Genomic DNA, 23,619 nt, shown 5'->3' on the forward strand with positions numbered 1-23,619 from the left:
GATGCCCTACGGATGAGGTCGATCAGCTCCCGCAGGTCCCGGCACGCCGGCGTGAAGCCGCTGCGCAGGGGGCGCACCACGCTGCGCCGGCGTCTGGTCCTGCTGTCGATCGCCCTCACCGCGACGATCAGCATCGTCATCGGGCTGGTAGCCGTGTTCTCGCTCCAGGTGTTCCTGGAGGAGCGCCTGGACAATCAGCTCACCTCGGCGGTGCGGCGTTCGCGGGACTTCGCCGGCCGGCCTCCGTCCGAGAACCGGCCGGGCAACCAGAACGGACCGGGCCCGAACTTCCTGAACGCCCCGGGCCAGGGCGAGGACACCCTCGGCGTGGAGATCGAGGCCGACGGAACGGTCAGCACCGCAGCGGTACTAAGCCCGGCCGGGGAGACGGTGGCCCTGACCACCGACCAGAAGAAGACGGTCGCCGAGGTTCCCGTCGACCGGGAGCCGCACACCGTGGACCTGGGCGGCGACCTGGGCCGGTACCGGGTGATCGCTCTGGTCATCCAGCGCGACGGCACCGACCTCACCCTGGTCACCGGTCTGCCGTTGAGCTCGGTGCAGGCCGCGGTGTGGCGCCTGACCGCCGCGGTCCTCGCGGTGAGCATCTTCGGGCTGCTCACGGTGGCCTTCGTCGGTGGGCTGATCGTGCGACGCACCCTGCGACCACTCAACCGGCTGGCCGAAGTGGCCACCGGCGTCAAGGAACTGCCCCTGCACGAGGGCAAGACCGCACTGCCCACCCGGGTTCCGGAGCAGGACACCGATCCGGCCACCGAGGTCGGACAGGTCGGGTCGGCCCTGAACACGCTGCTGGGCCACGTCGACAACGCACTTCAGGCCCGCAACGCCAGCGAGGCCCGGATGCGCCGGTTCGTGGCCGACGCCAGTCACGAGCTGCGCACCCCACTGGCCTCGATCCGCGGTTACGCCGAACTCACCCGCCGCACCGGGCAGCACGTGCCGCCCGAGGTCGCGCATTCGCTGAGCCGGGTGGAGTCCGAGGCGATCCGGATGAGCGGGCTGGTGGAGGAACTGCTGCTGCTGGCCCGGCTGGACGAGGGCCGGCCCACCGCCAAGGACCCGGTCGACCTCACCGATCTGCTGGTCAACACCGTCAGCGACGCGCACGCGGCCGGTCCCACCCACCGCTGGCAGCTGAATCTGCCGAACGTCCCGGTCGTGGTGACCGGTGACGAGCCGCAGCTGCACCAGGTGGTGGTGAACCTGATGGCCAACGCCCGGGTGCACACCCCGCCCGGCACCGTCGTGGAGGCCGCGCTGCGGCTGGTGATCAGCGAACAGGGCACTCCCGAGGCCCTGCTCACGATCACCGACAATGGCCCGGGCATCGCTCCCGATCTCCTGCCTGAGGTGTTCAACCGGTTCGCCCGCGGCGACAATTCACGATCGCGGACGGCGGGCAGCACCGGTCTGGGGCTGTCCATCGTGTCGGCCGTGGTGCTCGCCCACGAGGGTCAGGTCGACGTGACCAGTCAGCCCGGTCGCACCTGTTTCTCGGTGCGGTTGCCGGCCGAGCCGCCCGAAGACCTCTACGAGCCGATGGACGAGGTCGAGGAGCCCGACGCGGCGCTGCCCCCGACGGCGCTGCCCCCGAGGGACATCCCGGTGGACGCGGTCACCCAGCCCCAGGGAATCCCGGTCATCCGGCCCTAGGTAGCGGCCAGGACCAGGAGCGCCACGTCGTCCCGTTCCGGTGCGAACGACCGCACCGCCGCCAGCACGGAATCCGCCACCGCGTCGGCCAGCTGGGTCGCCGGATGGCCGGGCCCACTCTGCTCGCTCTGGTCGGTCCACGGATTGCGCTCGTACTCGGGGTGTTCCAGCCTCCAGGCCGGTGACGGCCAGGCCGGGCCGATACCGCGGGGCACGGCCGCCAGCACCTCGGCCAGACGTTTCTCGCCGAACTGCTCGTCGCCGACCCGTGCCTCGGTGACCCCGTCCGTGTAGGCGAGCAGGACGTCCCCTGCTTCGAGATCGACCACCACCTCGTGAACGTCCACCGACGGCAGCAGGCCCAGGGCCGTACCGGGCCGCCCGACCGTGTGCACCGACCCGTCGCGGTGCCGGCGCAGCAGCGGCGGCGGGTGACCACCCAGGCTCAGCGTCACGCGGATCCGCCGCTCGTCCGGCCCGGGATCGCTGACCAGCCCGTAGACCACCGTGCAGAACCGCTCCAGGTCGTCCGGAGTCTGCAGGGCCCGGTTGAGCTGCCGCAGCACCTCGCTCGGGGTCCAGCCCTGGGCGCTCAGGGTGCGAACGGTGTAGCGGGCCATCGAGGTGACCACGGCCGCGTGAACCCCCTTGCCGGAGACGTCCCCGAGCACGAACGCGGACTCACCACCGCCCGCCGGGTGCACGTCGTAGAAGTCGCCGCCCACGCCCTCACCGCGCGCCGAGGGCACCGACCGGGCGGCGAACCGCAGGGCGGGCAACTGCGGTAACGAGGCGGGACGCAGGCTCTGGCGCAGGGTCTCGGACAGGCGGGTCTGCTCGTTCAGCAGCTCTCGCAGCTGCCTCTCGGTGCGGTTGCGCTCGGTCACGTCGCGCAGGACCACGAGCCGCGCGATCTGCCGGCCGACCGGATCGGTCACCCAGGTCATCGAGACGGCTACGTCGCGTGGCGGCCCGAGGACGAGTTGCTCCCCTGTGCGCTCCCGGGGCCGGTCCTTTCCGGTGGGCCCCGGGAGCCCCGAAGGGTCCGTGCGGTGGTCGATCTCGAGAGCCGCGACACTCAGCGGACGCCCGGTGAGGCGCAGCGGTTTCTCCGGGCCGGTCAGATCGGGCCGGGCGAAGAGCCCGCCCCAGAAGCCGGGCAGCATCTCGTCGGCGGTGTCGGCGCCGGGAACCGGGTAGATCAGCACCTCGTCCTCGACCGCGTCGACGGCCGAGCCGACCTCCTGCTTCTCCAGCACCGTGGCCAGGCCGGGCACCACGTCCACCACGTAGCGGCCGATCATGGCCCGGCGCGGGAAGCTGATGATCGAGGCCCCGGCGGCGTTCGCGTCGACCACCCGGCCGTACACGTCGAGCACCAGCACGCCGTCGTTCATCTGCTCGATCACGATGCCGCGGGCGACCGGCGTGAGGTCGAGCAGGCGCAGCCGGAAGAAGCCCCAGACCAGCACCACCGCGGTGATGCCGAAGAGGAACGGCGTGGGGTCGATCATCCCGGCGCGGAACAGACCGGCGTTCCAGAGCACGTTGCCGAAGCAGGGCAGCAGGGACGCGGCGATCAGCAGGGCGCCCTGGCGGCGGTAGGGCGGGGCGATCTTGGTCAGGCGGGCCATCAGGACGAAGTCGGCGCCCAGCATCAGCACGTAGACGTAGACGGCGTGCGGCCAGAAGAGCGGTCCGGCTCCGGGCACCTGGGCACCGAGCACCTGGCTGGTGTGCGAATAGTCCTGGATCAGAGGACGCGTCGCGGGCACCAGGATGAGGGTCATCATCACGACCGGGTGGATCGTGAGCAGGATCGTGGATCTTCGCGTCATCCGCCCGCGACCGGTGTAGGCGAAGACGAAACTCCACAGCGCCGGGGGCAGGGCCACCACGCCGAAATACTTCAGCGCCGACCACCACTGGGCGACCTCGGGAGAGGTACTGCTCAGCTCCAGGGCATAACAGATCGACCAGACCTTGACCGCGAGCAGCATGACCACCAGCGGGCGGCTGCCGATGCCCTGGCGATTGGCCCAGACGAACCCGGCCAGCGACAGGTAACCGACACCACCGGCCACCAGAGCGCAGACCAACCAGGCCGACCACGACACCGCGCTTGATACCTCCCCGCGACCACGTCACCCGTCAGTTCAGCACCGACGGAAGCCCACAGTGCGAGCACCGCCCGGCTGCTCCTTGATTGCCCAGGTGAACAGGGTATGCGGAGTGAACCCGGGGCGCAGGGTGATGAGGTTATCCGCGGATGATGCGTGAAACGTCACCGGGTCGGCCGAAGTGATAGCCCTGCGCGTAGTCACAGCCAATCTCCCGCAGACGCCGCGCCTGCCGGCCCGACTCCACGCCCTCGGCGATCACCCGCATCCCGTGCGCGTGGGCGAGGTCGACGATGGCCGTCACCACCGCGTCGGCGCGGGAGTCCTCGCCGACCGGGGTGACGAACGAGCGGTCGATCTTCATGAAGTCGAAGCTGTAGCGCTGCAACCCGGCCAGACCCGACCGGCCGGAACCGAAGTCGTCGATCCCGACCCCGATCCCCGCCGAGATCAGCTCCTTCAGCGCGCTGTCCACGGCCGGGTCGACGTTGGCGAACGCCTGCTCGGTCAGCTCGACCTTCAGCTTCTCGGGGCCGAAGTCGCCCCGGCGCACCGCGTCGATCAGGTGGAACGCCAGGCCCGGGTGCTCGGTGGAACGGGCCGACAGGTTGATCGCCAGCCACGGCGGCGTGACCTGCCCACGACCCGTCTGGTCGCCGATCCGGGCATCGGCCGCCCGCAGATCCTCCGCGTTCTCCGACCACGACCGGAGTTGCGCGATCACCTCGTTGATCACCCAGGTGTCGACATCCACGATCAAGCCGGTCTTCTCGGCGATGTCGAGGAACTTGCCGGGTTCCAGCAGCTGCTCACCACCCTGCGGGTCCTGGAGCCGCACCAGGGCCTCGGCCCCGATGATCCGGTTCGTGCTCAGGTTGATGATCGGCTGGTACTCCAGCATCAGACCCCGGTCGGCCAGCGCCATCCGCAACCGCTGCTCGGTGCGGCGGCGCTCGCGCACACCTTCCCGCAGGGCTTCGTCGAACACCGCGTAACCGTCGCGACCCGCGTCCTTCGCCTGGTGCAGGGCGATGTCGGCCTCCCGCAGCAGGTCGGCCCCGGTCGAGCCCGGACGCCCCCGGTTGCTCGCGATTCCCGCGCTGCCCGGGCAGATCAGCACCTCGCCCGATCCCGGCAGCACGTAGGGAGCCCGCAGGGCCTCCAGCATCGTCTGGGCCAGACCCACCACCCGGGCCTGTGACCAGCCCGCCGGGACCACGACCACGAACTCGTCGCCGCTCATCCGGGCGATCAGCGAACCGTCCGGCACCACCGCGACCAGGCGGCGGGCCACCTCGATCAGCAGTCGGTCACCGGTCTCGTGGCCCAGGCTGTCGTTCACCACCTTGAACCGGTCGAGGTCGAGAAGAACCACACTGAGCGCATTCTCGGCGGCACCCGGAGTCGGTCCGGTGGCCCGCAGCAGCAGTTGCAGACGCCGCTCGTAGGAGGCCCGGTTACCCAGGCCCGTCACCGGGTCGGTGGCCGCGACCCGCTCCAGCTCGATCCGGTCGCGCACCTGACGGGTCACGTCGATCGTGGCGCCGTAGACCGCGGTGATCGTGCCGTCGGGCGCCCGCCCCGGCGTCGCCCACGACTGCACGTGCCGGATCTCGCCGCCGGTCCCGATCAGCCGGAACGTCTCGACGCACTCGTCCTCGGAGCCCTGCGGGTCGAGGTCCACGTCCACCCGGCGGGCCCGGTCCAGGTCGTCCGGATGTACGAAGGCCTGCCAGCGATCCAGGTCGGGATCGAAGTTCTCCGCGGGAACACCGACCAGCCGGTACATCTCGTCCGACCAGATGAGCTCCGCCGTCTCCGGCCGCCATTCCCAGGTGGCCAGACCCGCCAGTTCCTGCGCCGCCCGCAACCCGGCCAGACCCGACCGCAGCACATCGGCATCCCGCTCGAACGCGGTGATGTCGACGACGCCGCCCCAGGCCCCCAGCAGGTTGCCCTCGTCGTCGCGCCGCACCTCGCTCCAGGCGTAGGCGTGCTTGGCCTGCCCGTCCCGGGTGCGCAGGCGCAGCGCCCCGGCCACCCCGCGACCACTGACGATCGCCTGCACGGCCACATCGAACCGGCCGCGATCGGCACCCGCCAGCACCGACCGGATCGTGCCCAGATCCAGCTCCACATCGGCGGGCATCCCCAGCAGACGGGCCACCGGTGACGACCAGGCCACGGCGTTGGTCACGGCATCCCACTGCCACAACCCCATGCTGTCGGCCGAGGGCATCGAGATCGACAGAGCAGAACCGGATGGTGGACGTTCACCACGGTTGCGCGCGCCCGGCACCCGCCGGTCGTCGACGGGAAGGGAGCCCCCGAAGAACGCCGGGCCGTTCGCCCGGCCTCCCGTGGTTGCGGGGATCTGGCTTCCGTGGGGAGGTGTGAGCAGCTCAAGACCGAGGTCCTGGCGCAGTTCCGGTGAACCGTTGACCCGGTTGACGACTCGCGGGGTTCCGCGCATCTCGGCCAGACGCGCGTGCATGGCGGTGGGGGCGATGTTCCGGCCGGTGTTCTGGCCGGCCCAGCCTGGTTCCCCGTTTCCCGCGGTCCCGGTGTCCAGGTCGAGCGCCTGGTCCCGCACCCAGATCTCGTCCGGGGCCTCGTCGTCCTCGGCCTCCAGCGCCTCCGTGCCGGTTTCGGTGAATTCGGTGGTTTCGGTGGTTTCGGCGACAAGGCTTCCGGTGTCGATCCCGACCGCCTCGAACTGGCCCGTCCCGGTCGACGTCAGGTAGTCGGACGACGATGCCTGAGCCACCGGCGAGAACGACCCGGTCTGCCCGACCCGGGACACCGAACCCGTTGCCGCTGCGTCCGGCTCGACCTGCTGCCCGGCCTCCGACTGCCCGTCGGCACTCATCCACGAACCGGTGTCCGACTGCTGTCCGGTCCCGGACGACTGCTGGGACTCTCGCTGCTGTCGGCCTTCGGCCGCGCGCCTCGCCATGGAACGACGCGGGGCCTCGACCCATTGGCCTATCGAACTCTGCTCCTGGGACTCGCTCTGCGACTCGGACACGACCGGCCGCTCTGCTTCTGGTGCGTCGTGCCGACCCACGTCCACCGGCTGAACGGATTCGGCCACCCGACGGTCTGCGCCTTCCGCCGGCCAAGCCGCTCCGACCGGGCACCCCGCCTCGGACTGTCCGATGAACTCCTCATCGTCCACCCGGGCGGCACGATCGCGCTCCCGGCGGGCGCGACGCTCACCCATCGGCCCGGACATCACCTCGAGCGCCCCGGAAGGTGTTATCTCCGTCGCGCTCCCGGCCGACTCACCGAGCGTCGAACCGGCCGGGGCCTCGTCCTCGTCCTCCGGGTTCAGTGCCTCGTCGAGCGACTGACCGTCGCTCCAGTCGAAGGTGCCCGCGGTCGGAACCGACCGGCCGGGGGCGTCTTCCCTCTCGAAAGCGGTCGGGCCGAAGAACTGGTCGAGTGCGGAGACCTGGTCCCGCTCAGCGTTCTGATCCGCGACCGGATCACTGGTGAACTCGGCCTGGTACTCCCGCGGTTGCGGGGTGAACAGGCCGAACGGATCGTGCTGATACTCCGGCCGGCCGTCGGGCGACGGGACAGGCCGCTCCGGAGCGGGTTCCTCGGCCGCCGCCAGAGCAACAAAAACCGCTGATGCTGCTGGGTTTTCCGTTTCGTAGGAGGCTACCGGCACGTTCGGCGTGAACCATCGGTCAAAACCCTCGTCGGCCGGCTCGGGCACCGCCGCACCAGACGGCCTCCCCACGGCAGCACCGGCCTGCTGCCGGTCGGCCAGCCATGATTCCAGCCGCGTCCGTGGCCCCGCCGTCTCCGACTCGGCCGCCCTGCGGGCAACCGGGCTCTCGTCTTCTTCCTCGAGCGTGGCGATCCGCTCGCCGGCCACCTCGGCCAGGTCGGCCGTGGCCTCGATATCCTCGTCGGTGAACCAGCCCGGCCGGTCCGCGGTGAAGGCCAGCACGGCCAGCACCTCGCGGGTGACGCTCGCGTGCCGCCCCGATCCCGCCGGCGCCGCACGTAGCAATGGAACCGCCAGCACCGCCGCCGCCGAACCGCAGCACCCGGTGTTCAGCTCGGAACCACCGGTCGCAGAATCACTCTCCGGATCGATGGCGGCCACGTGCTGGATCAGCGCCGTCCCCCACGCCGCCCCGCAAGCGGTGTTCTCCAGCAGAACCTCAGACCCCAGCTCGACCGAGTCGTCACCGTAGGCCGCCGTCCAGATCAGCCGGTCGTCCACCACGCTCGCGATCCGCGTCGGGGCGTCCATCAGCAGACCGGCGTCACGCACCAGTTCCTCGAGCACCTCGGCCGAGGTCGGCCCGGCATCCGCGATCCGGTGGAGCGCAGCGTCCAGGGTCACCGCGTCTTCCACCACGGGCAGCTCGTCAGCACTGGACGGCTCCGGGTCAGCGAACCCGTCGACTCTGGAAGCTTCGATGTCAGAAGACCATTCAGCAGCAGGGAAGGTCCGGCCGGCCGGACCCGATCCAGTCGTGGCGTGTGGCCGGTCCACACCCGGCAGCCCGGAGCCCAGTCCGGGGAGATCAGCTCCGGGGCCGGCGAGCGGCTCGTCACCCATCTCCGACCCTCGGCTGCGGCGACCACCTCCGCTCGGCGACGGCGCCCCGTCCCCCTGTTCGTGATCAGACGGCCCCCCGGCCTCCCGGGGGACTTCTGCCTGATCACGATCGAGAATCTGGTCAAGATTCGCAGTCATCGCGCCGGTCGCACCTGACCGCGCAGCAGCAGACAGTTCGCCGGGGCGGTGGCCCTCTCCGTTCGCCGGGAATGCTCCGAGCCCGGACTGGACAACTGGTGCGGGGTCAGGGCGCGCGGACGTCATCCGATCCTCGATGGGGACGGAAGAAAGCCCGAACGAGGAAGTTCCAGCCGCACCGGCCCCGGTCGCGCTGCCACCGCTGCCACTGCCACCGATGACGCCGTTGCCGACCGTCTCCGGGCCCGCATCAGCGGCGCCCCGACCATCCACGTCCCCAGCACCCCGCCCAGGGCGACCGACCTCCGCCGCCGAGCCGGTCGTCCTGAGGTGATCGTTCCCCTCCGTACCGACTTCGGCGTCGGACGGGCCTCCAGCCGATGACCCAGCCAACGACTGCCCCACCTGCCCCGATCCCCCGCGCGCCGGATCCCCACCCCGAGAACCGCCCCGGACCCCCGCGCGATGGTCGAACTCACCAGCCACATCCATCACGTCAGCAGCAGAGCCCCCGGGCGAATCGACATAGCTCTCCGCCGGATCGGATGTGATGGCTGAACCATCCCGATCACCCTCGTCAGCAAGCACATTCGCAGGAGCTCCGACAGCCGGGTCGGCCTCGGACCGGGCCTGCCCCGAGGGGCCGAACTGGAGGCGATACTTGCTTCCCATCTCCAGACGTGGAGCAGACCGAGCGCTCCGCCGGCCCCCGGACCGTCCGCTCACCATCTCGGCCCAGGACAGATCACCGGAACCCGGAGCAGCGTCACGACCGGCACCGGACGAGCCCTCAGCGGGCTGTTCGGTGTGCTCACGTCCAGCCTCCACCTCGGCTTCCCCTGCGGTCCGTGCGGCCCGGGTGACGAGATCGGCCTCGGTCGTCACGCCTTCATCGGCAGACCCGTCCGGCTCGACGGTCCTCGGAAGGAGAGAGCGCAGGGCAGGGCCAGGATCGGCATCGACAGAACGTTGCCGGTTGCCGCGTTGCCTTCCGGCGCCCTTGGCACCACCGCCATGCAGGAGCGTCATGCCCCCTCCTTCCCGCATCCCGCGATCCGACCTCAAACACGGATCGTGTTCTTTCAAGTGTGGAGAGTAGTCGGTATCCCCTTCTCGGCGCACCTGATCAGGACCCTGTGCAAGCACCCCGCGACCGCCCCACACGACCCAACGACCACTTGTCCCCCTCCTCTGGGACGACCGGTAAGAGGTTCGAGCACAACAGTTTCCGTTGGGCGACAAATCCGGCAGGCCAGCGGATAGCACCCTGGGCAAAACGCACCGAACCCCGCGTTCCGGCCGTCCGGCACTACCGGCCGGGACGGGAACACGGGGCGATGCTGTTTACGGAACGTTGCTGAAGGGGTAATGCGAGGTGGGTCGGCCGAACGTCTCACTCAAGCCATCGGGCACTCGGCGGCAGGCACACCGCCGGTTCGGACCTTGCGCACATCGGATCCGTGCGCCGAAAGACCTGACAAGGATGCGTCAGGCACGACGAGGACGGGCGTAGACACGCCGGGACCAGGCGTATCCGATCGCTGTCAGCACGACGCACCAACCCGCCGCGACCGCGGCGGTCCCCGCCCCGAGGTCGGTGCCGAGCATCAGAGCGCGCAGAGTGTCCATGATCGGCGTGAACGGCTGATTCTCGGCGAACCCGGCCAGCGGGCCGGGCATCGAGTCGGTGGGCACGAAACCGCTGCCCAGGAAGGGAAGAACGGTCAACGGGGCGGAGAAGTTGCTCGCGGTCTCCACCGAGCGTGCGATCAGGCCACCGGCGACAGCCAGCCAGGCAATGGCCAGCGACAGGCCGAGCAGCAGGGCCAGCGTGCCGAGCCAGCCGAGAAGACCTGCCTCCGGCCGGAACCCGATGATCAGGCCGACCACGATCACGACGGCCAGCGAGATCAGGCTCTGCAGGACGGAGGCCAGGGCGTGACCGGTGAGCACGGAACCGGGCGAGATCGACAGGGTGCGGAACCGGGCCATGATGCCGGTGGTCATGTCCTGGGTGACGCCGGTCGAGGTGCCGGCCGCGACCAGGCTGATGGTCATGAGCAGGATCCCGGGCATGACGTAGTTGGTGTAGTCGCTCCGATCGCCGGTGGCCCCCGCACTCAGCCCTGCGCCGAGCGTGCCACCGAAGACGAACACGAACAGCAGCAGGAAGACGAGCGGAACCGCGAGCACGATCACCGTCAGCTCGGGGTATCGCGACAGACGCCGGGTCTGCCGGGTGAACATGGTGACGGAGTCGGTGATCGCGGTACTCATCTCGATGCCTCCTGCTTCCGGTCGTTCTGTGGACGCCCGGTGAGGGCGAGGAACACGTCATCCAGATCGGGGGTGTGCAGCACGATGTCGTCCACCGGAATCCGTTCGGAGTCGAGAAGATTCAGGAGACTCCGAACCTGGGGGACGTCCGCGGGCCCGACCACGTCGAGGCTCAGCTCTTCGGGCCGGGCGGCCGTGTGGTCCAGGAGGAGCTCGGCCCGCCCCAGCGCCTGGGCGTCGGCGAACCGCAGGGTGATGCGCCCGCCCGGGATGAGCCGCTTGAGCTCGGCCTCGGTACCCTGCGCCACGATCCGCCCGCCGTCGAGCAGGGCGATCCGGTCGGCGAGCTGATCGGCCTCCTCCAGGTACTGGGTGGTGAGCAGCACCGTGACCCCGCCCGCGACCAACTCGCGGACGACGTCCCACATCTCCCGTCGGCTGCGGGGATCCAGCCCGGTGGTGGGTTCGTCGAGGAAGACCACGTCGGGCCGGCCCATGAGACCCATCGCCAGGTCGAGCCGGCGCCGCATGCCACCGGAGTAGGTGGTGGGAAGTTTGCCGCCGACCTCGGTGAGACCGAACTGCGCCAGCAGGGTCTCGCTGCGGCGCCGGGTCTCGGCCCGGTCCAGATGATGCAGACGCCCCATCAGCACGAGGTTCTCGGAGCCGGTGAGCAGGTCGTCGATCGCGGCGAACTGACCGGTGACGCCGATCGCCGCACGCACCCGCGCCGGTTCGGCGGCCAGATCGTGCCCGGCGATCCGGACGGTACCGGAGTCGGGGGCCAGCAGGGTGGAAAGGATGTTCACGGTGGTGGTCTTGCCGGCGCCGTTCGGGCCGAGCAGGGCGAAGACGGTGCCCCTCGGCACGGCGAGGTCGATGCCGTCGAGCACCGTGTGATCGCCGAACTTCTTGCACAGATTGCGGACGTCGATCGCGAGTTCGCCGGGACGTCCGGTTCTCGGGGCGGAGGGAACGGGTGGAACGGTCATGGTGCGCTCCTCGTTCGCTGGTTCCAGTGGGTGTTCAGGCCCGGCGCAACACGATGTCGCCGTACCCGGTGCTCGCGTGGATCTCGACGGTGAGCTCGGAATCGCCCGGTCCGTCGGCGTCTTCAAGAGTGCTACGTACCACTCCCTGACGGGCGTTGACGTCGAGCCAGGCGGCCGTACCGTGGGCGATGCCGATCTCCAGCTGCCCGTACGAGGTGCTGGCGGTGATCCGGCCGCTGCTCACCGAGCCCAGCCGCACGTCGCCGGCCGAGGTCCGGGCCTCGACACCGGCCCGGGCCCGCTGCACCCTGACATCCCCGGCCGAGGTGGAAAGCCTGGCCAATCCCTGGCTTTCCTCGACCTTGACGTCACCGGCCGAGGTCTTGGCCGTCAACTCGCCCTGAACCTGGCCGACCGCGACCGATCCGGCCGAGGTCCGCAGGTCGGCGGTTCCCCGCACCGAGGTCACCCGGACATCGCCCATCCCGGTCTTCGCCCGGATGTCGGCGACGGCCTCCAGGTCGACGTCACCCATCCCGGTGCTGAGGTCGACGTCGCCGAGCAGTCCTTCCGAGTTGACGTCACCCCATCCCCGCATCTCCAGCTTCGATCCGGCCGGCAGGGTGAGCACCACGTCGACCCGTTCCGAAGAGCCGAAAAGGTTCTTCAGACGGGCCTTGGTGCTGCGCGGGGAGCGGAGGGTGAGCCGGCCCCCGACCAGCGCGACGCTGGTGTTGCGGGCATGCTCGACGTCGACCGAACGGCTGGGGTTGTGCGGGCTCACCTCGACCGTGGTGCTGGTCCCGCCCTCGACGGCGTGCACCCTGAGGGAGATGCCGCCGATGTCGATCAGGGCGTGAATGGGCTCGGGAGTGCTGAATGCGGGCATGACAACTCCAGGTGAGGGCGGTGCGGGAGTAAAAGTGGTGCGGGACGGCCGTTACGGCCGTGAAGAAGAGGTCAGCGGACCCAGCCGGAGCGCCGCTGACCCAGGACGGCCACGGGCGGGGTCGCAGCCGGCGGGGCGGCCGGCGGGACCGGTGGGGCATCGACCAGCGACGCGATCGAGCGCACCAGCCAGGCGTTCACGGAGAGCCCGGACGCCGAGGCGGCCTCCTCGACGCGGGACTTCAGACGTTCGGGCAGGCGCAGGCTGAGCCGGGCGGTACCACCGTCGTCCTCCGGCTCGTCCGTCACGTTCTGCGGAGCCGGCGCGATCGGCTGAGCCGCCGGCTGAACGGCCGGGGGTGTGACGGCGAACTGCACCTCCCGGCCGAGCAGGCGAACCTCGACCGAGCCGGGGCTCAGGTTCTCGGTGATCTCCCCGGCCGCCTCGACCAGCGCGTCGAGCAACACGAGCCGGATCGAGGAGTCGAGCGCATTGGCCATGTGCTCGGCGACGGCCAGGGCCTCTTCGCCGCCCACCTCTCCGGCGGCGTACAGATCCCGGTGGAGGCGAGCGGTGTATGCGGTGACGTCCATGTGCATCATGATGACGCCACAATGACGTCACTGTCCAGCGAATTGGCGCCATGGGTGGCAACATCTTGGCGTCACTGCACTTGACCAGGCAAAACGCAATTGGGGTAACCCCGTGGGCGCCGAGACGGCGCCGGGGTCACCCCAATACGAGCGCGCCCGGAGGCGCGGCAGTGACGTCAGGCGGGCTGATAGGTGAGGCAGTTGGCGCCGGCGCTGCCGGTACCCGCGCCGATGCGCACGCCGGTGGCCGAGCACTCCAGGTTGTTGTTGAACGAGCAGTCGGCGCGCTGGCAGGCCCCCACCTGAGCGACCACCTTGTCGAGGCCACCCTTGCGCGCCAGCGGGATGAACGTGCCGCAGTCGGCACTGCCGTCGCTCCCGGCCACCGTGATGGCGAAGGCGTGACAACCGTCGTGGTTGTAGCCGCAACCGTCGACCGAGCACTCACTCACTGCGGGCATGGTGGTCATGACCAACTTCTTTCGTTCAGGCGTTCTCCCGGACACTGCTTAACCGAAGATGACCAGATAATTCTCCGCCCCGCAATCCAGGAATTACCCAGGCAAACCTTGCCTCAGTCGAGTTAGGCAAGGTTCGCCTACATTCCAGATAAATCCATCACCGCAGGTCAGCTGGCCTAAAAGATATACACAAGCACCCACGTCCATTATTCAATCCGGGCATTACCGACCATTGCCGGGCCGAAAGAACCGGAAATTCGTATCCTTCGGCGCGGCGATCCGACAACCTCCCGGTGAAAGAGAAAGGCCAGCCTTACCTGATCATTGGCACCGGTCACATGACCTGTGAGGTCATCGCCGGGCGGCCCTGCGGACACCTGGCGTCGTCCGCATGACCGCTTACGCCATCGCCCATCTCACCCACGTCATCGTGAACGACGAGGTGATCGAATATCTGCGCCGCATCGACAGCACGCTCGAACCGTTCGGGGCCAGTTCCTGGTGCACGGCGCACAGGTGCACGAACTGGAAGAGACCCGGCCGGGAGACGTCGTGGTGATCTCGTTCCCGAGTCTGCCGGCGGCCCAGGACCGGTACGACTCGCCCGCCTACCGATCCATCCTGCCGTTGCGCACCCGGAACAGCTCGGGCTCGGTGATCCTGGTCGACGGCGTCACCCGGCCCCACGCCGCCACCGACATCCTGAGCCCGGCCACCCGCCCGGCCGCCGGGGCCTGAAGACTCTGGCTATCCTGAACGCGTGAGTACGCGGGCTGCCGAGCGACAGCTCGTCGAGGGCAAGCTCCGCGTGCTGCGGGCCGGGGCCTTCTCGGCGTGCGCCGTCTCCCTCGCCGCCGTGGCCCACCTCCTCGCCGGCGGCATCGCACCCTCCCCCGTCCTGCTGGCCGCGCTGGCCCTGATCCTCGCCCCGATAGCCGTGCTCAGCGCCGGAAAGCTGCGCCGACCGACCACTGTCGGCACGGCGATGATCGCGGTCCAGACCGGGCTGCACTGGCTGTTCGGGCAGTTCGGCCCGGCGGCCGACTGCGTGCAGATGTCGTCCCATCTGGGCCATCCCGGTATGACCCAGGCCGGATCGATGGTCTGCCAGGACCACCCGGCGATGACCATGGGCACCTCCTCACCCCTGATGCTTCTCGCCCACCTGAGCGCCGCCGCCCTGCTCGGCCTGCTGCTCAGCAAGGGTGAAACCGCTCTGTGGCGCATGCTTTCGTGGATCTTCCCGAAGCTGCCCGGCCGCTTCCGGCCCCTCCCGGTGCCGACCCGGCTACGCCGTACTGCCTCGCGCCGTACCGTGCCGCTGCGGCCCGAACCCCTCATCGGTGCTGTCGGGCGCCGTGGACCACCCTGCCCTTCGGCGATTTTCGCCTGATCCACAGGGCCGGCTGCCCACAGCCGGAACGTTCACCGCTCGCCGATGCCCCCTGCCCAGGGCGCGGCATCGGCGTTCCTTCAGCACCCGAGGAGTTCCTTCGTCATGCCCCAGTACCAGAGCAAGCGCCTTGTCCTCGCAGCCACCACCCTGTCCGCCCTGGCCATGGTGACCGCCCTGTCCGCCTGTGCCGGTGGCTCGTCCACCGCCGCCACCTCCGCCGCCTCCGATGTGAAGGCGGTCGGAGGCGAGATCACCAGCACCGGCGCGGACAGCCTGACCGTCGTCGACCCGTGGGTGAAGGCGGCCGACACGAAGGCCGGGATGACCGCGGTCTTCGGCGCGCTCGAGAACACCGGCACCACCGACGTCACGGTGCAGTCCGCGAAGACCTCCGCCTCCAGCACCACCGAACTGCACGAGATGGTCATGGTCGACGGCTCGATGGTGATGCAGAAGAAGGAGGGCGGTTTCGTGGTCAAGGCCGGGGAGAAGCACGAGCTCGCGCCCGGTGGCGACCACGTGATGGTGCTCGACCTGACGAAACCGATCGAGGCCGGCGACCAGGTCACGGTGCGCCTGACCCTGGACGACGGCTCGACCGAGGACTTCACCGCACTGGCCAAGACCACCTCGGCCGGCGAGGAGAAGTACGACGACACGGACGGCATGGAGTGATCCGGCCTTCTATGAGCCGGCGCCGCCTCCTGCTCGGGGGCGGCGCCACGCTGGCGGGCGGGAGTCTGGCCGGCGCCGCGGCCACCCTGGCCCTGTCCGAACCCGGGCCCGACACCGCATCGGTGGTGACGGCGGAAGCAAAAGGTGCGCAGGTCGTCCCCTTTTACGGAAACCACCAGGCCGGGATCGCCACCGGGGCCCAGGCCCATGCGCGATTTCTGGCGCTGGACCTGAAGCCCGGCGCCGACCGTTCACATGTGCAGCGTCTGCTGCGGCTTCTCACCGACGACGCCGCGAAACTCACGGCCGGGCGGGCACCCCTGGCCGGGAACGACCCGGAGATCCCGGCGTTGCCCTCCCGGCTGACCGTGACGTTCGGATTCGGCCCCGGCCTGTTCGACGCGATCGGGCGGGGCGACCACTGCCCCGATGTCATCCGCAACCTGCCGGCGTTCGCCACCGACCGGCTCGAGGACCGCTGGTCGGGCGGCGACGTGCTGCTCCAGGTGTGCAGTGACGATGCCGTTCCCCTGTCGTACGCCCTGCGCCGCCTGGTGCGTGATTCTCGTGACCTGGCCTCGGTGCGCTGGTGCCAGACGGGCTTCAATCCCGCGCGGGACAGCGAACCGGCCGGCACCACGCCCCGGAACCTGATGGGGCAGCGCGACGGTACGGCCAATCCGGCCTCCGACACCGAAGATTTCGGCGCCACGGTGTGGTCGGACGAGCCGGGCTGGCTGAGGGGCGGCAGTATGCTGGTGTTCCGGCGTATCCGCATGGATGTCGACACCTGGGACGATCTCGGTCGTCCGGCCAAGGAAATGGCAACTGCCCGAAAGCTTTCCGATGGTAGCCCGGTGACCGGCGGTGCGGAGAAGGATGATCCGGACACCGCTGCCGTCGACGGCCAGGGATTTCCCGTCGTCGCGGCCGAGGCCCACGTGGTGCGGGCCACCGCCCGCACTCCCACCGAGCGCATGCTGCGGCGCGGGTTCAGTTACGACGACGGCCCCGACCCCGACGGAAAGCCCGACTGCGGTCTGCTTTTTGCCGCCTACCAGAAAGACGCGGTGGCCTCGTTCGTACCGGTCCAGAAGCGGCTGGCCGAGTCCGACGCGATGAACACCTGGACCACGCACGTGGGCTCGGCCGCATTCGCGGTGCCCCCAGGCTGCACCGAGGGCGAGTACATCGGCGAGGCCCTGGTCGGCTGACCGAAAATGGAGGACGCCGTTGAGACCGCCGCTGTCGGCAGCAGCTCAGCGGCGTCCCCCACCAGTTTTGCAGCGATCCATGTCGGCCAGATCCGGCCACCTCAACAGTTAACCAATTCCCCAAAGAAAACTTAAGTTTCATCAAGTCCGCACCGAACGCGCCGCGTGCGCGCATCATGCAGTCGATGTGAGCCATGATGGGCCAGCCAGACGTCGTCTTCCGACTGGGACTACGCATGCAGACTCGTCCGTTACTCATCACGCTCGGCGCTGCCACAGCGCTCACGATCGGCCTGATCGCGCCGGCCACGGCCCAGGCCGCACCGGTGGAACAGACGCCGAGATCGCCGAAACCCTTGGAAGAAATCGCTAAATCAATGCACCAGGCGGTTGCGACCGGTGATGACTGCTCGATCACCGACGTCGCCCCGACCACGGTGACGGCCGGCGTGAAACCCGCGACCGTACAGTTCGACGTCGCCACCGACTGCGACGACTCCGCTCACGCCATGAAGTGGGCCGTGACCGGTGAGTTGTACCGGGGCAGTCACGTCGGCTGGTTCGGCGCCTGCACCTACAAGTACACCGGCCCGGCCTCGCTCACCTGCCCCGACGGCTCGACCTCGTTCGACCTGGTCGGCACCGGGCAGTTCCAGGGCAACCAGATGGCCGGCACGCAGAACGCCTACGTGTACGCGTTCGACGACGCCAACGGCAACGACCGCGACGACGACACCTCGTTCGACTGTGACGACGACGGCAACTGCACGTCGACGTCGAGCGGCCGTGACAACGTCACCACCGGCTTCGCCCTGCTGCGCGAGACCGACTGGAACTCGACCTTCACGGCCTCGGCAACCGAGGTCGAGCAGGGTGGGGAGCTCACGCTGGCCGGCGATCTGAGCCGGGCCGACTGGGACACCGGGGCGTACGAAAACTACTCCCCCACGGTGAAACTCCAGTTCAAGGCAAAAAGCGAGACGAAGTTCCGCTCGGTGCGCACCATAGTGCCGGGGGCGGAGCAGATCTCCGTCACGATCAACGCCAGACGCTCGGGCAGTTTCCGGTTCTTCTACCCCGGCGACGGTAAGAGCGCACCGAGCACCTCGAACTCCGCCAGGGTCACCGTGACCCGCTGACCTCCCGGACAGACCGGCGGACGGCGGGAGAGCGGCTCTCCCGTCGTCCGTCCCGGCCCGGCTCAGGCCGTGGTCCGGGCCCGGCGCAGGTTCGCCTCGAACTTCTTCGTCACCGGGTGCTGCTCACCCAGCGTCTGCCGGGCCCCCGTCAGTGCTTCCTCGAAAAGTTCTAGTGCCCGTGGCATCTCGCCCAGACCCTGATGGGAGAACGCCAGGTTGTTCAGCGACGCCAGCGTGTCCACGTGGGTAGGTCCGAGCACGCGCCGTCGGCCCTTCAGGGCACGTTCGTGCAGGGGACGCGCGTCGGCCGGGTGACCGGCCCGGTTCAGGGCCGAGGCCAGGTTGTTCATCGAGGCCAGGGTGTCGAGGTGGTCACCGCCGAGCAGGGCGTGCCGGTCGCTGAGCACGCTGGCGTGCAGGTTGAGCGCGGCCTTCGTCCGGCCCACGGCCAGGTGGGCCTGCGCCAGGTTGTTCATGGCGAGCAGGGTGTCCGGATGTTTCTCGCCCAGCGCGGCACTGCGCCCGGCCACCACCCGGCGGCAGAGCCGGTACCCGCGGAAGACCTTCCCGGAGTCGGCGTAGGCCGCGCTGAGGTTGCTCATCACCGTGAGCGTGTCCGGATGGGCCGGGCCGAGTTTCGTGCGGCGGATCCGGAGCACCTGTTTCATCAGCGTGATCGCCGTGGGCAGGTCACCGGCCCGCTGATGGGCACTGGCCAGGTTGCTCTGCGAGATCAGCGTGTTCGGATGGTCCTCCCCGAGTACCCGGGCCCGGTCGGTGTAGATCTTCTGGAACACGCTGACCGGCACGGCCGTCCCGTCCAGATCGCTGTACGCCCCGACCAGGTTGTTCGCCGCGGTGAGGGTGTCCGGGTGGTCCCCGCCGAGCGCCGCCTGCCGCTCTTCCAGCACCTGTCGCAGCAGCGGGATCGCCCGGCCGTAGTCGCCGATCGCCCGGTAGCTCTCGGCCAGGTTGCCGAGAATGGTCAGGCTGATCGGGTGCTCGCCGCCGTACACCGCGCTGCTGGCGGCGAAGGCCTTCTCGTACAGCGGGATGGCCTCGTCCGTGCGACCGGCCGCGCCCCGGGCGAAGGCCAGGTTGTGGGTCATGGTGATGAGCTCGGGCTGCGCGATGTCCTGAGAGTCGGGCCGCGCCGCGAGAACGGGAGCCAGGAGGTCAGCGGCCTGACCCGCGTCCCCCATGGACAGCAACAGACTGCCGAGGCGACTGGCGGCAGCCAGGGTGACCGGATGGTCGTCGCCCAGCACCGACCGGCACCCGGTGAGCACCTCACGGCCGGCCTCGACGGCCCGGGCCGGTTCGCCGGCCGACTGCAGGTGGGTGACCGCCTGGGTGGTGGCCCGGCTGACCCGCTCGACAGCACCGTCGTGCCCGGCGGCGACGGCCTCGAGTGACCTCTTCCACAGCGTCAGTGCGTGCCGCATCAGTTCCAGCGCCGTTTCGGGATCGCCCGGCGCCTTCGCCACCAGGGTGGAGACCACCCCGGCGAGCCCGTCGAGGCGTCCGTGGGCGGTGTTCGACATCAGGTCGAGGTCACGCAGCACCCGGGCCGCGGCCGGGGGTATGCGCACCGCTCCCGTGGTCCCGTCCCGGAGCAGGGCCCCGGAGGCGATGAGCGCCTCGGCCGCCGCACCCAGGTCCGGGAGGTGGACGAGCAGCTCCGGGCCCAGGCCGATGGGATGGAGGTAGGAGAGCACCCCGAGGAAGGCATCGACCGGCTCACTGCCCGCCCGCTCCCGCGCCGCCTGACGGGCGAGCACGAATCCCTCTGCGAACCCGTCACCCGGTGTCATCGCCCCCGAATCCCCCACGGGCCCGATCCTGCCAGAGCCACCCCCTCCGGGCGGGGCCGTTCCGCTCCCCCGGCACCCCCGTCACACGGGCTTATCACCGGCAAAACATAATTTCGCTGCAGACAGGGCAACCTTTGGTTGCCCCAGCCCGACTGACAGCACGTACGGGAGGCGCCCGCGGGCATTCGGGAGCCTCTCGCACGGCTCTGACCAGGACAAGGAGACGGCTCCACGGATGAGCAAACCCTGGGCGGCCGGAAGTCCGACCCGGCTCGGCAACGTGGCTGGTAACGCCAGTGCCAAAGCCGAGTTCGAGGACTTCTTCCGTCGTCATCACCGTGAGCTGGCCCGGCTGGCCTACAGCATGACCGGCAACCGGGCCGAGTCGGACGACGTGGTCGGGGAGGCCCTGGCTTCGGCATGGGAACACTGGGATCGCGTGCAGGGGGCGGACAGTCCGCTCGCCTACGTACGCAAGATCGTGGTGAACCTTTCAGTGGAACGTGTGCGTACAGCTGTGCGGGACCGTCAGCGACATCGCCTGATGACCCCGCTGACCAAATGGTTCTACCACCCGCCGGACATCGGTGGAGCGGTGGATCTGCAGGCCGCTGTGCTCGCGCTGCCCCCTGGGCGGCGAGCCTGCGTGGTGATGCGCCACGTGCTCGACCTGCCGGAGGAAGAGGTCGCCCGAACACTCGGTATCAGTCTGGGTACGGTCAAGAGCCAGACATCGAAAGGTCTTGCCCAGCTGCGTAGTCAGCTGGATCCAGGTCGAGTGGCCACTTCGGCGACCTCGACCAGGACTACCAGGAAGGAGGCGTGATCCGTGCCCGAGGATGAACTGCTCGAAGCTCTCAGGGGACTAGGTGCGGATCACGAGCCGGACGTGGTGGCGATCCGGCGCCGGATGGAAGACCGCCGTCCCAAGGTCGTGCCTCTGCGCCGGCGCGTGGAGGAAGCCCCCCGCAAGCGGCCCGTGCTGCTGTCCGCGGCGGCCGCCCTGCTGGTCGGCGGGGGTGTCACCGCTGCGGTCTCGCAGATGGCGCCGGCGTCCAACCAGACCCCGTCCACCATTCCGGTGAACGTGCCGACCTTCCAGTCACCGAGCGACCCGGCGACGTCGTCGGCCCCGAGCCCGACCGTGACGCAGGAGTCCGGGAAGAAGCAGACGCCGGACGGCGTCTCGACCTCGAAGGACGCCGGTACCCCGGACTCGGGTGGCAAGACCGGCCAGGGCACCCCGTCCTCCAGTTCACCCCGTTCCTCGACCAGCTCCTCGACGGGCGGCACCAGCGGCAACGCCTCGGGCCTGACTCAGGCGACGATCGAGGTCACCACGATGGCGAACGGGCAGCAACTGATGCTGAGCGCCGCCGACGAGGACTGGCTGGCCATCGGCACCCGCAACGACCTGCGAACGATCCGGAAGAAGTCCGCGGTGTCCAGCCCTCTGCTGAACTTCACCGCGCCGGCCTCGGCCGCGAGCGTGGACGGTCCGTTCAAGCTGTCGTGGACCGGTGGCGTACCGGAGCAGGATCGCGACGGCACCACCCGCTGGCTGCAGACCGACGGCGCGGTGGTGACGGTCACGGCCTCCGAGGCGGCCCGCACGGTGACGCTCTACACCGGCAACCTGATGAACGTGGCGGTGACCGGGCAGAACCTCAAGCAGCAGCGCGTCGAGCTGGGCTCGGACGCTGGGTACGTCGTCAACATCACGATCCCGTCGCACTCCGGGGAGACGACGATCAACCTGTCCAGTGGACGTGGACCGGTGCATTTCCTCGCCGCAACCGCTTCCTCGAGCTGATCCGAAGGTCTCCGCGTCGTCCGCAAAATCTTTCTCAAGATTGCGGGCAACCTTTGACCGGTCCGGAACGACTGTGGCCCTGAGGAGATGCAGTTCCGTCGGCCACGAAGCCGCATCGCTTCCTGCTCAGGGTGTCGCTACCTCCATGACGATGCCCTGAGCAGCCGGTCCCGCCGTGACCCCTCCCAGGGCGGGGCCGCCCTGTTCGCTCGCCCCGGCTGGTCGGAGCCGGGGCGAGCCTCTTTTGCCCCCGACCGACCCCAGCTGAGGCCGGGGACGAGTCGTCCTCAAGCACGCAGTTCGGGAGACACGCAGCGGGCCGGACATCCCCCGAGGATGCCCGGCCCGCTGTTTCCATGTCCGCCTCCACCGCTTTCCGAAGGGAGCGGACACCGTGGCGGCAGCATTTCTGACGTGCGTTCTCCTGGCGACAGGCACCTTCGCGATCTGCGGCTTCGCGATCTGTGCCGAGTATCTCTGGCCGCGACGGCTCGAATACGGCTGGAGATGCGGGCACCGGAGCTGGGACTGGGACGGCTACTGGCCCATCGCCGTCCCGCTGGTACCCGAGGACGTGCGCTTCTAGCCCTGGTTCTAACCCTGGTTCATCCCGGCGAACCAGTCGTAACCCTTGGCGGGATCCTGTTTCACGTCGAGTCTCAGCACCTCTTGTTCGTGCCACGCGCGAAGGCGGTACACGAAGTCGAACGGCAGGTCCTCCGGCTTCGCGGCCGCCAGAACCTCCATGGCCTGCTCGATCTGCTCTGTGCTCGGTGACGACTCGCTCATGCCCGGAAAGCGTAGAGCAGTCAGCTGAATGCTGCCCGGAGGCAGGGGTGCACGGGTCCTGGAAGCGTGACCGTAGGTGACTTTGCGTGGGCACCGTCTGGCCCCTCGCATATAGTTGAATATTAAAGTTATGCTGGACGGGTCCCTGCCCCCGCGTCGCTGGAGTAGCCGCCGTGTCCGATCCGTTCAACCCCGCCGTCCCGGCCGGCGCGTACGACCAGCTGCTGGCCGACGTGCTCCCCCAGGCCCGGGCCCAGCGCACCTGGCAGCCCTCCGACGGTCCCCTCCCCTCCCTCTTCGTCAGCCACGGCGCACCGCCCACCCTCGACGACCCGGCCTGGCTGCGTGACCTGTTCGACTGGGGCCAGAAGATGCCCAAGCCGCGCGGCATCGTGATCGTGTCGGCGCACTGGGAGAACGCCCCGCTGGCCATCTCCGGATCGGCCGAGGGCACCGAGCTCTACTACGACTTCGGCGGTTTCCACCCGCGCTACTACACGCTGAAGTACCGCTCCCCCGACGCCACCGCGCTCGCCCACCAGGTCGCGGGCAGCCTGGCCGACACCACGCCGCTGCACCAGTTCGTCAACCGGGGCCTCGACCACGGCGCGTTCATCCCGATGATGGCCATGTATCCGGCCGCCGATGTTCCCGTGATCCAGCTCAGCATGCCGAGTCTCAACCCCTCGGCCCTGCTCGACCTGGGCGTGCGGCTGCGCTCCCTGCGCGAGGAAGGCTACCTGGTCATCGGCTCGGGCTTCATGACCCACAGCTTCGCGGTGTTCCGGGACCCCGCGCTGGTCGGCCACACCCAGGCCTTCGACGAGTGGGCGGTCGACGCGATGGCCCGCGGTGACGTGGACTCACTGGTCGACTACCGGACCAAAGCCCCTGGTGTTCGCGTGGCCCACCCCACAGCCGACCACTTCGTCCCCCTCCTGCTCACCCTCGGCGCGGCCTCTGACCCTGGTCAGAGCATTGAAAGTGCCTTCGGCAGAATGGTGATGGGCAACTCGATCCGGTCGGTCCAGATGGCCTGACTTTCATTGA

The 23,619-nt window shown here is 69.3% G+C and carries 18 protein-coding genes and 1 pseudogene; 10 read left to right on the forward strand and 9 right to left on the reverse strand.

The genetic code is table 11. The annotated features are described in order from the left end of the window. Positions 1-12 precede the first annotated feature (12 nt). Positions 13-1,677, forward strand: a complete 1,665-nt coding sequence (locus LR393_RS09215; protein WP_231483151.1) for a sensor histidine kinase — start codon at positions 13-15, stop codon at positions 1,675-1,677. Here the strand turns inward: LR393_RS09215 and LR393_RS09220 are convergent. The 7 genes from LR393_RS09220 to LR393_RS09250 all read right to left on the reverse strand — a co-directional run bounded on the left by LR393_RS09220 (position 1,674) and on the right by LR393_RS09250 (position 13,744). Continuing rightward, positions 1,674-3,794 (reverse strand): histidine kinase N-terminal 7TM domain-containing protein, encoded by a 2,121-nt coding sequence (locus LR393_RS09220; RefSeq protein ID WP_231483152.1) that lies wholly within the window; start codon positions 3,792-3,794, stop codon positions 1,674-1,676. The two genes, LR393_RS09215 and LR393_RS09220, sit on opposite strands and share 4 nt — an antisense overlap. A 142-nt stretch (positions 3,795-3,936) precedes the next feature. Continuing rightward, complete coding sequence (locus tag LR393_RS09225; protein WP_231483153.1) at positions 3,937-8,160, reverse strand: EAL domain-containing protein; 4,224 nt, start codon at positions 8,158-8,160, stop codon at positions 3,937-3,939. Between the two features lie 1,845 nt (positions 8,161-10,005). Then, positions 10,006-10,794: an ABC transporter permease gene (locus tag LR393_RS09230; RefSeq protein WP_231483154.1), complete on the reverse strand. Its 789-nt coding sequence runs from the start codon at positions 10,792-10,794 to the stop codon at positions 10,006-10,008. Beyond that, entirely contained in the window at positions 10,791-11,786 is a 996-nt protein-coding gene (locus LR393_RS09235; RefSeq protein WP_231483155.1) for an ATP-binding cassette domain-containing protein, read from the reverse strand. The genes LR393_RS09230 and LR393_RS09235 overlap by 4 nt, the downstream gene beginning before the upstream one ends. A gap of 34 nt (positions 11,787-11,820) precedes the next feature. Next, positions 11,821-12,675 carry a DUF4097 family beta strand repeat-containing protein gene (locus LR393_RS09240; protein WP_231483156.1) on the reverse strand — a complete coding sequence of 285 codons (855 nt, stop codon included), beginning with the start codon at positions 12,673-12,675 and terminating at the stop codon, positions 11,821-11,823. A gap of 71 nt (positions 12,676-12,746) precedes the next feature. Then, entirely contained in the window at positions 12,747-13,268 is a 522-nt protein-coding gene (locus LR393_RS09245; RefSeq protein WP_231483157.1) for a hypothetical protein, read from the reverse strand. Between the two features lie 176 nt (positions 13,269-13,444). Beyond that, positions 13,445-13,744 carry a DUF1540 domain-containing protein gene (locus LR393_RS09250; protein ID WP_345718672.1) on the reverse strand — a complete coding sequence of 100 codons (300 nt, stop codon included), beginning with the start codon at positions 13,742-13,744 and terminating at the stop codon, positions 13,445-13,447. A gap of 376 nt (positions 13,745-14,120) precedes the next feature. Here LR393_RS09250 and LR393_RS36960 point away from each other — a divergent pair. The 5 genes and pseudogenes from LR393_RS36960 to LR393_RS09280 all read left to right on the forward strand — a co-directional run bounded on the left by LR393_RS36960 (position 14,121) and on the right by LR393_RS09280 (position 18,153). After that, positions 14,121-14,467, forward strand: a pseudogene (locus LR393_RS36960) (DUF1330 domain-containing protein). 22 nt (positions 14,468-14,489) lie between these two features. Next, positions 14,490-15,122, forward strand: a complete 633-nt coding sequence (locus LR393_RS09265; RefSeq protein ID WP_231483161.1) for a hypothetical protein — start codon at positions 14,490-14,492, stop codon at positions 15,120-15,122. A 105-nt stretch (positions 15,123-15,227) separates the two neighbouring features. Further along, a complete protein-coding gene (locus LR393_RS09270) occupies positions 15,228-15,800 on the forward strand; it encodes a copper chaperone PCu(A)C (RefSeq protein ID WP_231483162.1) in 573 nt (190 codons plus the stop codon). Between the two features lie 11 nt (positions 15,801-15,811). Next, the gene (locus LR393_RS09275) at positions 15,812-17,014 is read left to right on the forward strand and encodes a Dyp-type peroxidase (RefSeq protein WP_231483163.1); all 1,203 of its coding nucleotides are present in this window, start codon (positions 15,812-15,814) and stop codon (positions 17,012-17,014) included. Between the two features lie 236 nt (positions 17,015-17,250). Continuing rightward, the gene (locus LR393_RS09280) at positions 17,251-18,153 is read left to right on the forward strand and encodes a hypothetical protein (protein ID WP_231483164.1); all 903 of its coding nucleotides are present in this window, start codon (positions 17,251-17,253) and stop codon (positions 18,151-18,153) included. 62 nt (positions 18,154-18,215) lie between these two features. Here LR393_RS09280 and LR393_RS09285 read toward each other — a convergent pair whose 3' ends face one another. Further along, positions 18,216-19,985, reverse strand: a complete 1,770-nt coding sequence (locus LR393_RS09285; RefSeq protein ID WP_231483165.1) for a tetratricopeptide repeat protein — start codon at positions 19,983-19,985, stop codon at positions 18,216-18,218. A gap of 217 nt (positions 19,986-20,202) precedes the next feature. Between LR393_RS09285 and LR393_RS09290 the strand changes: the two genes are divergently transcribed. From LR393_RS09290 to LR393_RS09300, 3 genes are all read left to right on the forward strand, one after another. Then, on the forward strand, positions 20,203-20,793 hold the full coding sequence (locus LR393_RS09290; RefSeq protein ID WP_231483166.1) for a SigE family RNA polymerase sigma factor: 591 nt from the start codon (positions 20,203-20,205) through the stop codon (positions 20,791-20,793). Between the two features lie 3 nt (positions 20,794-20,796). Then, positions 20,797-21,780, forward strand: a complete 984-nt coding sequence (locus tag LR393_RS09295; protein WP_231483167.1) for a hypothetical protein — start codon at positions 20,797-20,799, stop codon at positions 21,778-21,780. 394 nt (positions 21,781-22,174) lie between these two features. Beyond that, positions 22,175-22,366, forward strand: coding sequence for a hypothetical protein (locus LR393_RS09300; protein WP_231483168.1), 192 nt, complete (start codon positions 22,175-22,177; stop codon positions 22,364-22,366). Positions 22,367-22,374: 8 nt separating this feature from the next. Here the strand turns inward: LR393_RS09300 and LR393_RS09305 are convergent, their stop codons facing one another. Beyond that, positions 22,375-22,569 carry a hypothetical protein gene (locus tag LR393_RS09305; RefSeq protein ID WP_231483169.1) on the reverse strand — a complete coding sequence of 65 codons (195 nt, stop codon included), beginning with the start codon at positions 22,567-22,569 and terminating at the stop codon, positions 22,375-22,377. 173 nt (positions 22,570-22,742) lie between these two features. Between LR393_RS09305 and LR393_RS09310 the strand changes: the two genes are divergently transcribed. Further along, positions 22,743-23,609, forward strand: a complete 867-nt coding sequence (locus tag LR393_RS09310; RefSeq protein ID WP_231483170.1) for a DODA-type extradiol aromatic ring-opening family dioxygenase — start codon at positions 22,743-22,745, stop codon at positions 23,607-23,609. Positions 23,610-23,619: the final 10 nt, after the last annotated feature.

Source organism: Kineosporia mesophila, from assembly GCF_021129235.1.
Classification (GTDB): Bacteria; Actinomycetota; Actinomycetes; order Actinomycetales; family Kineosporiaceae; genus Kineosporia; species Kineosporia mesophila.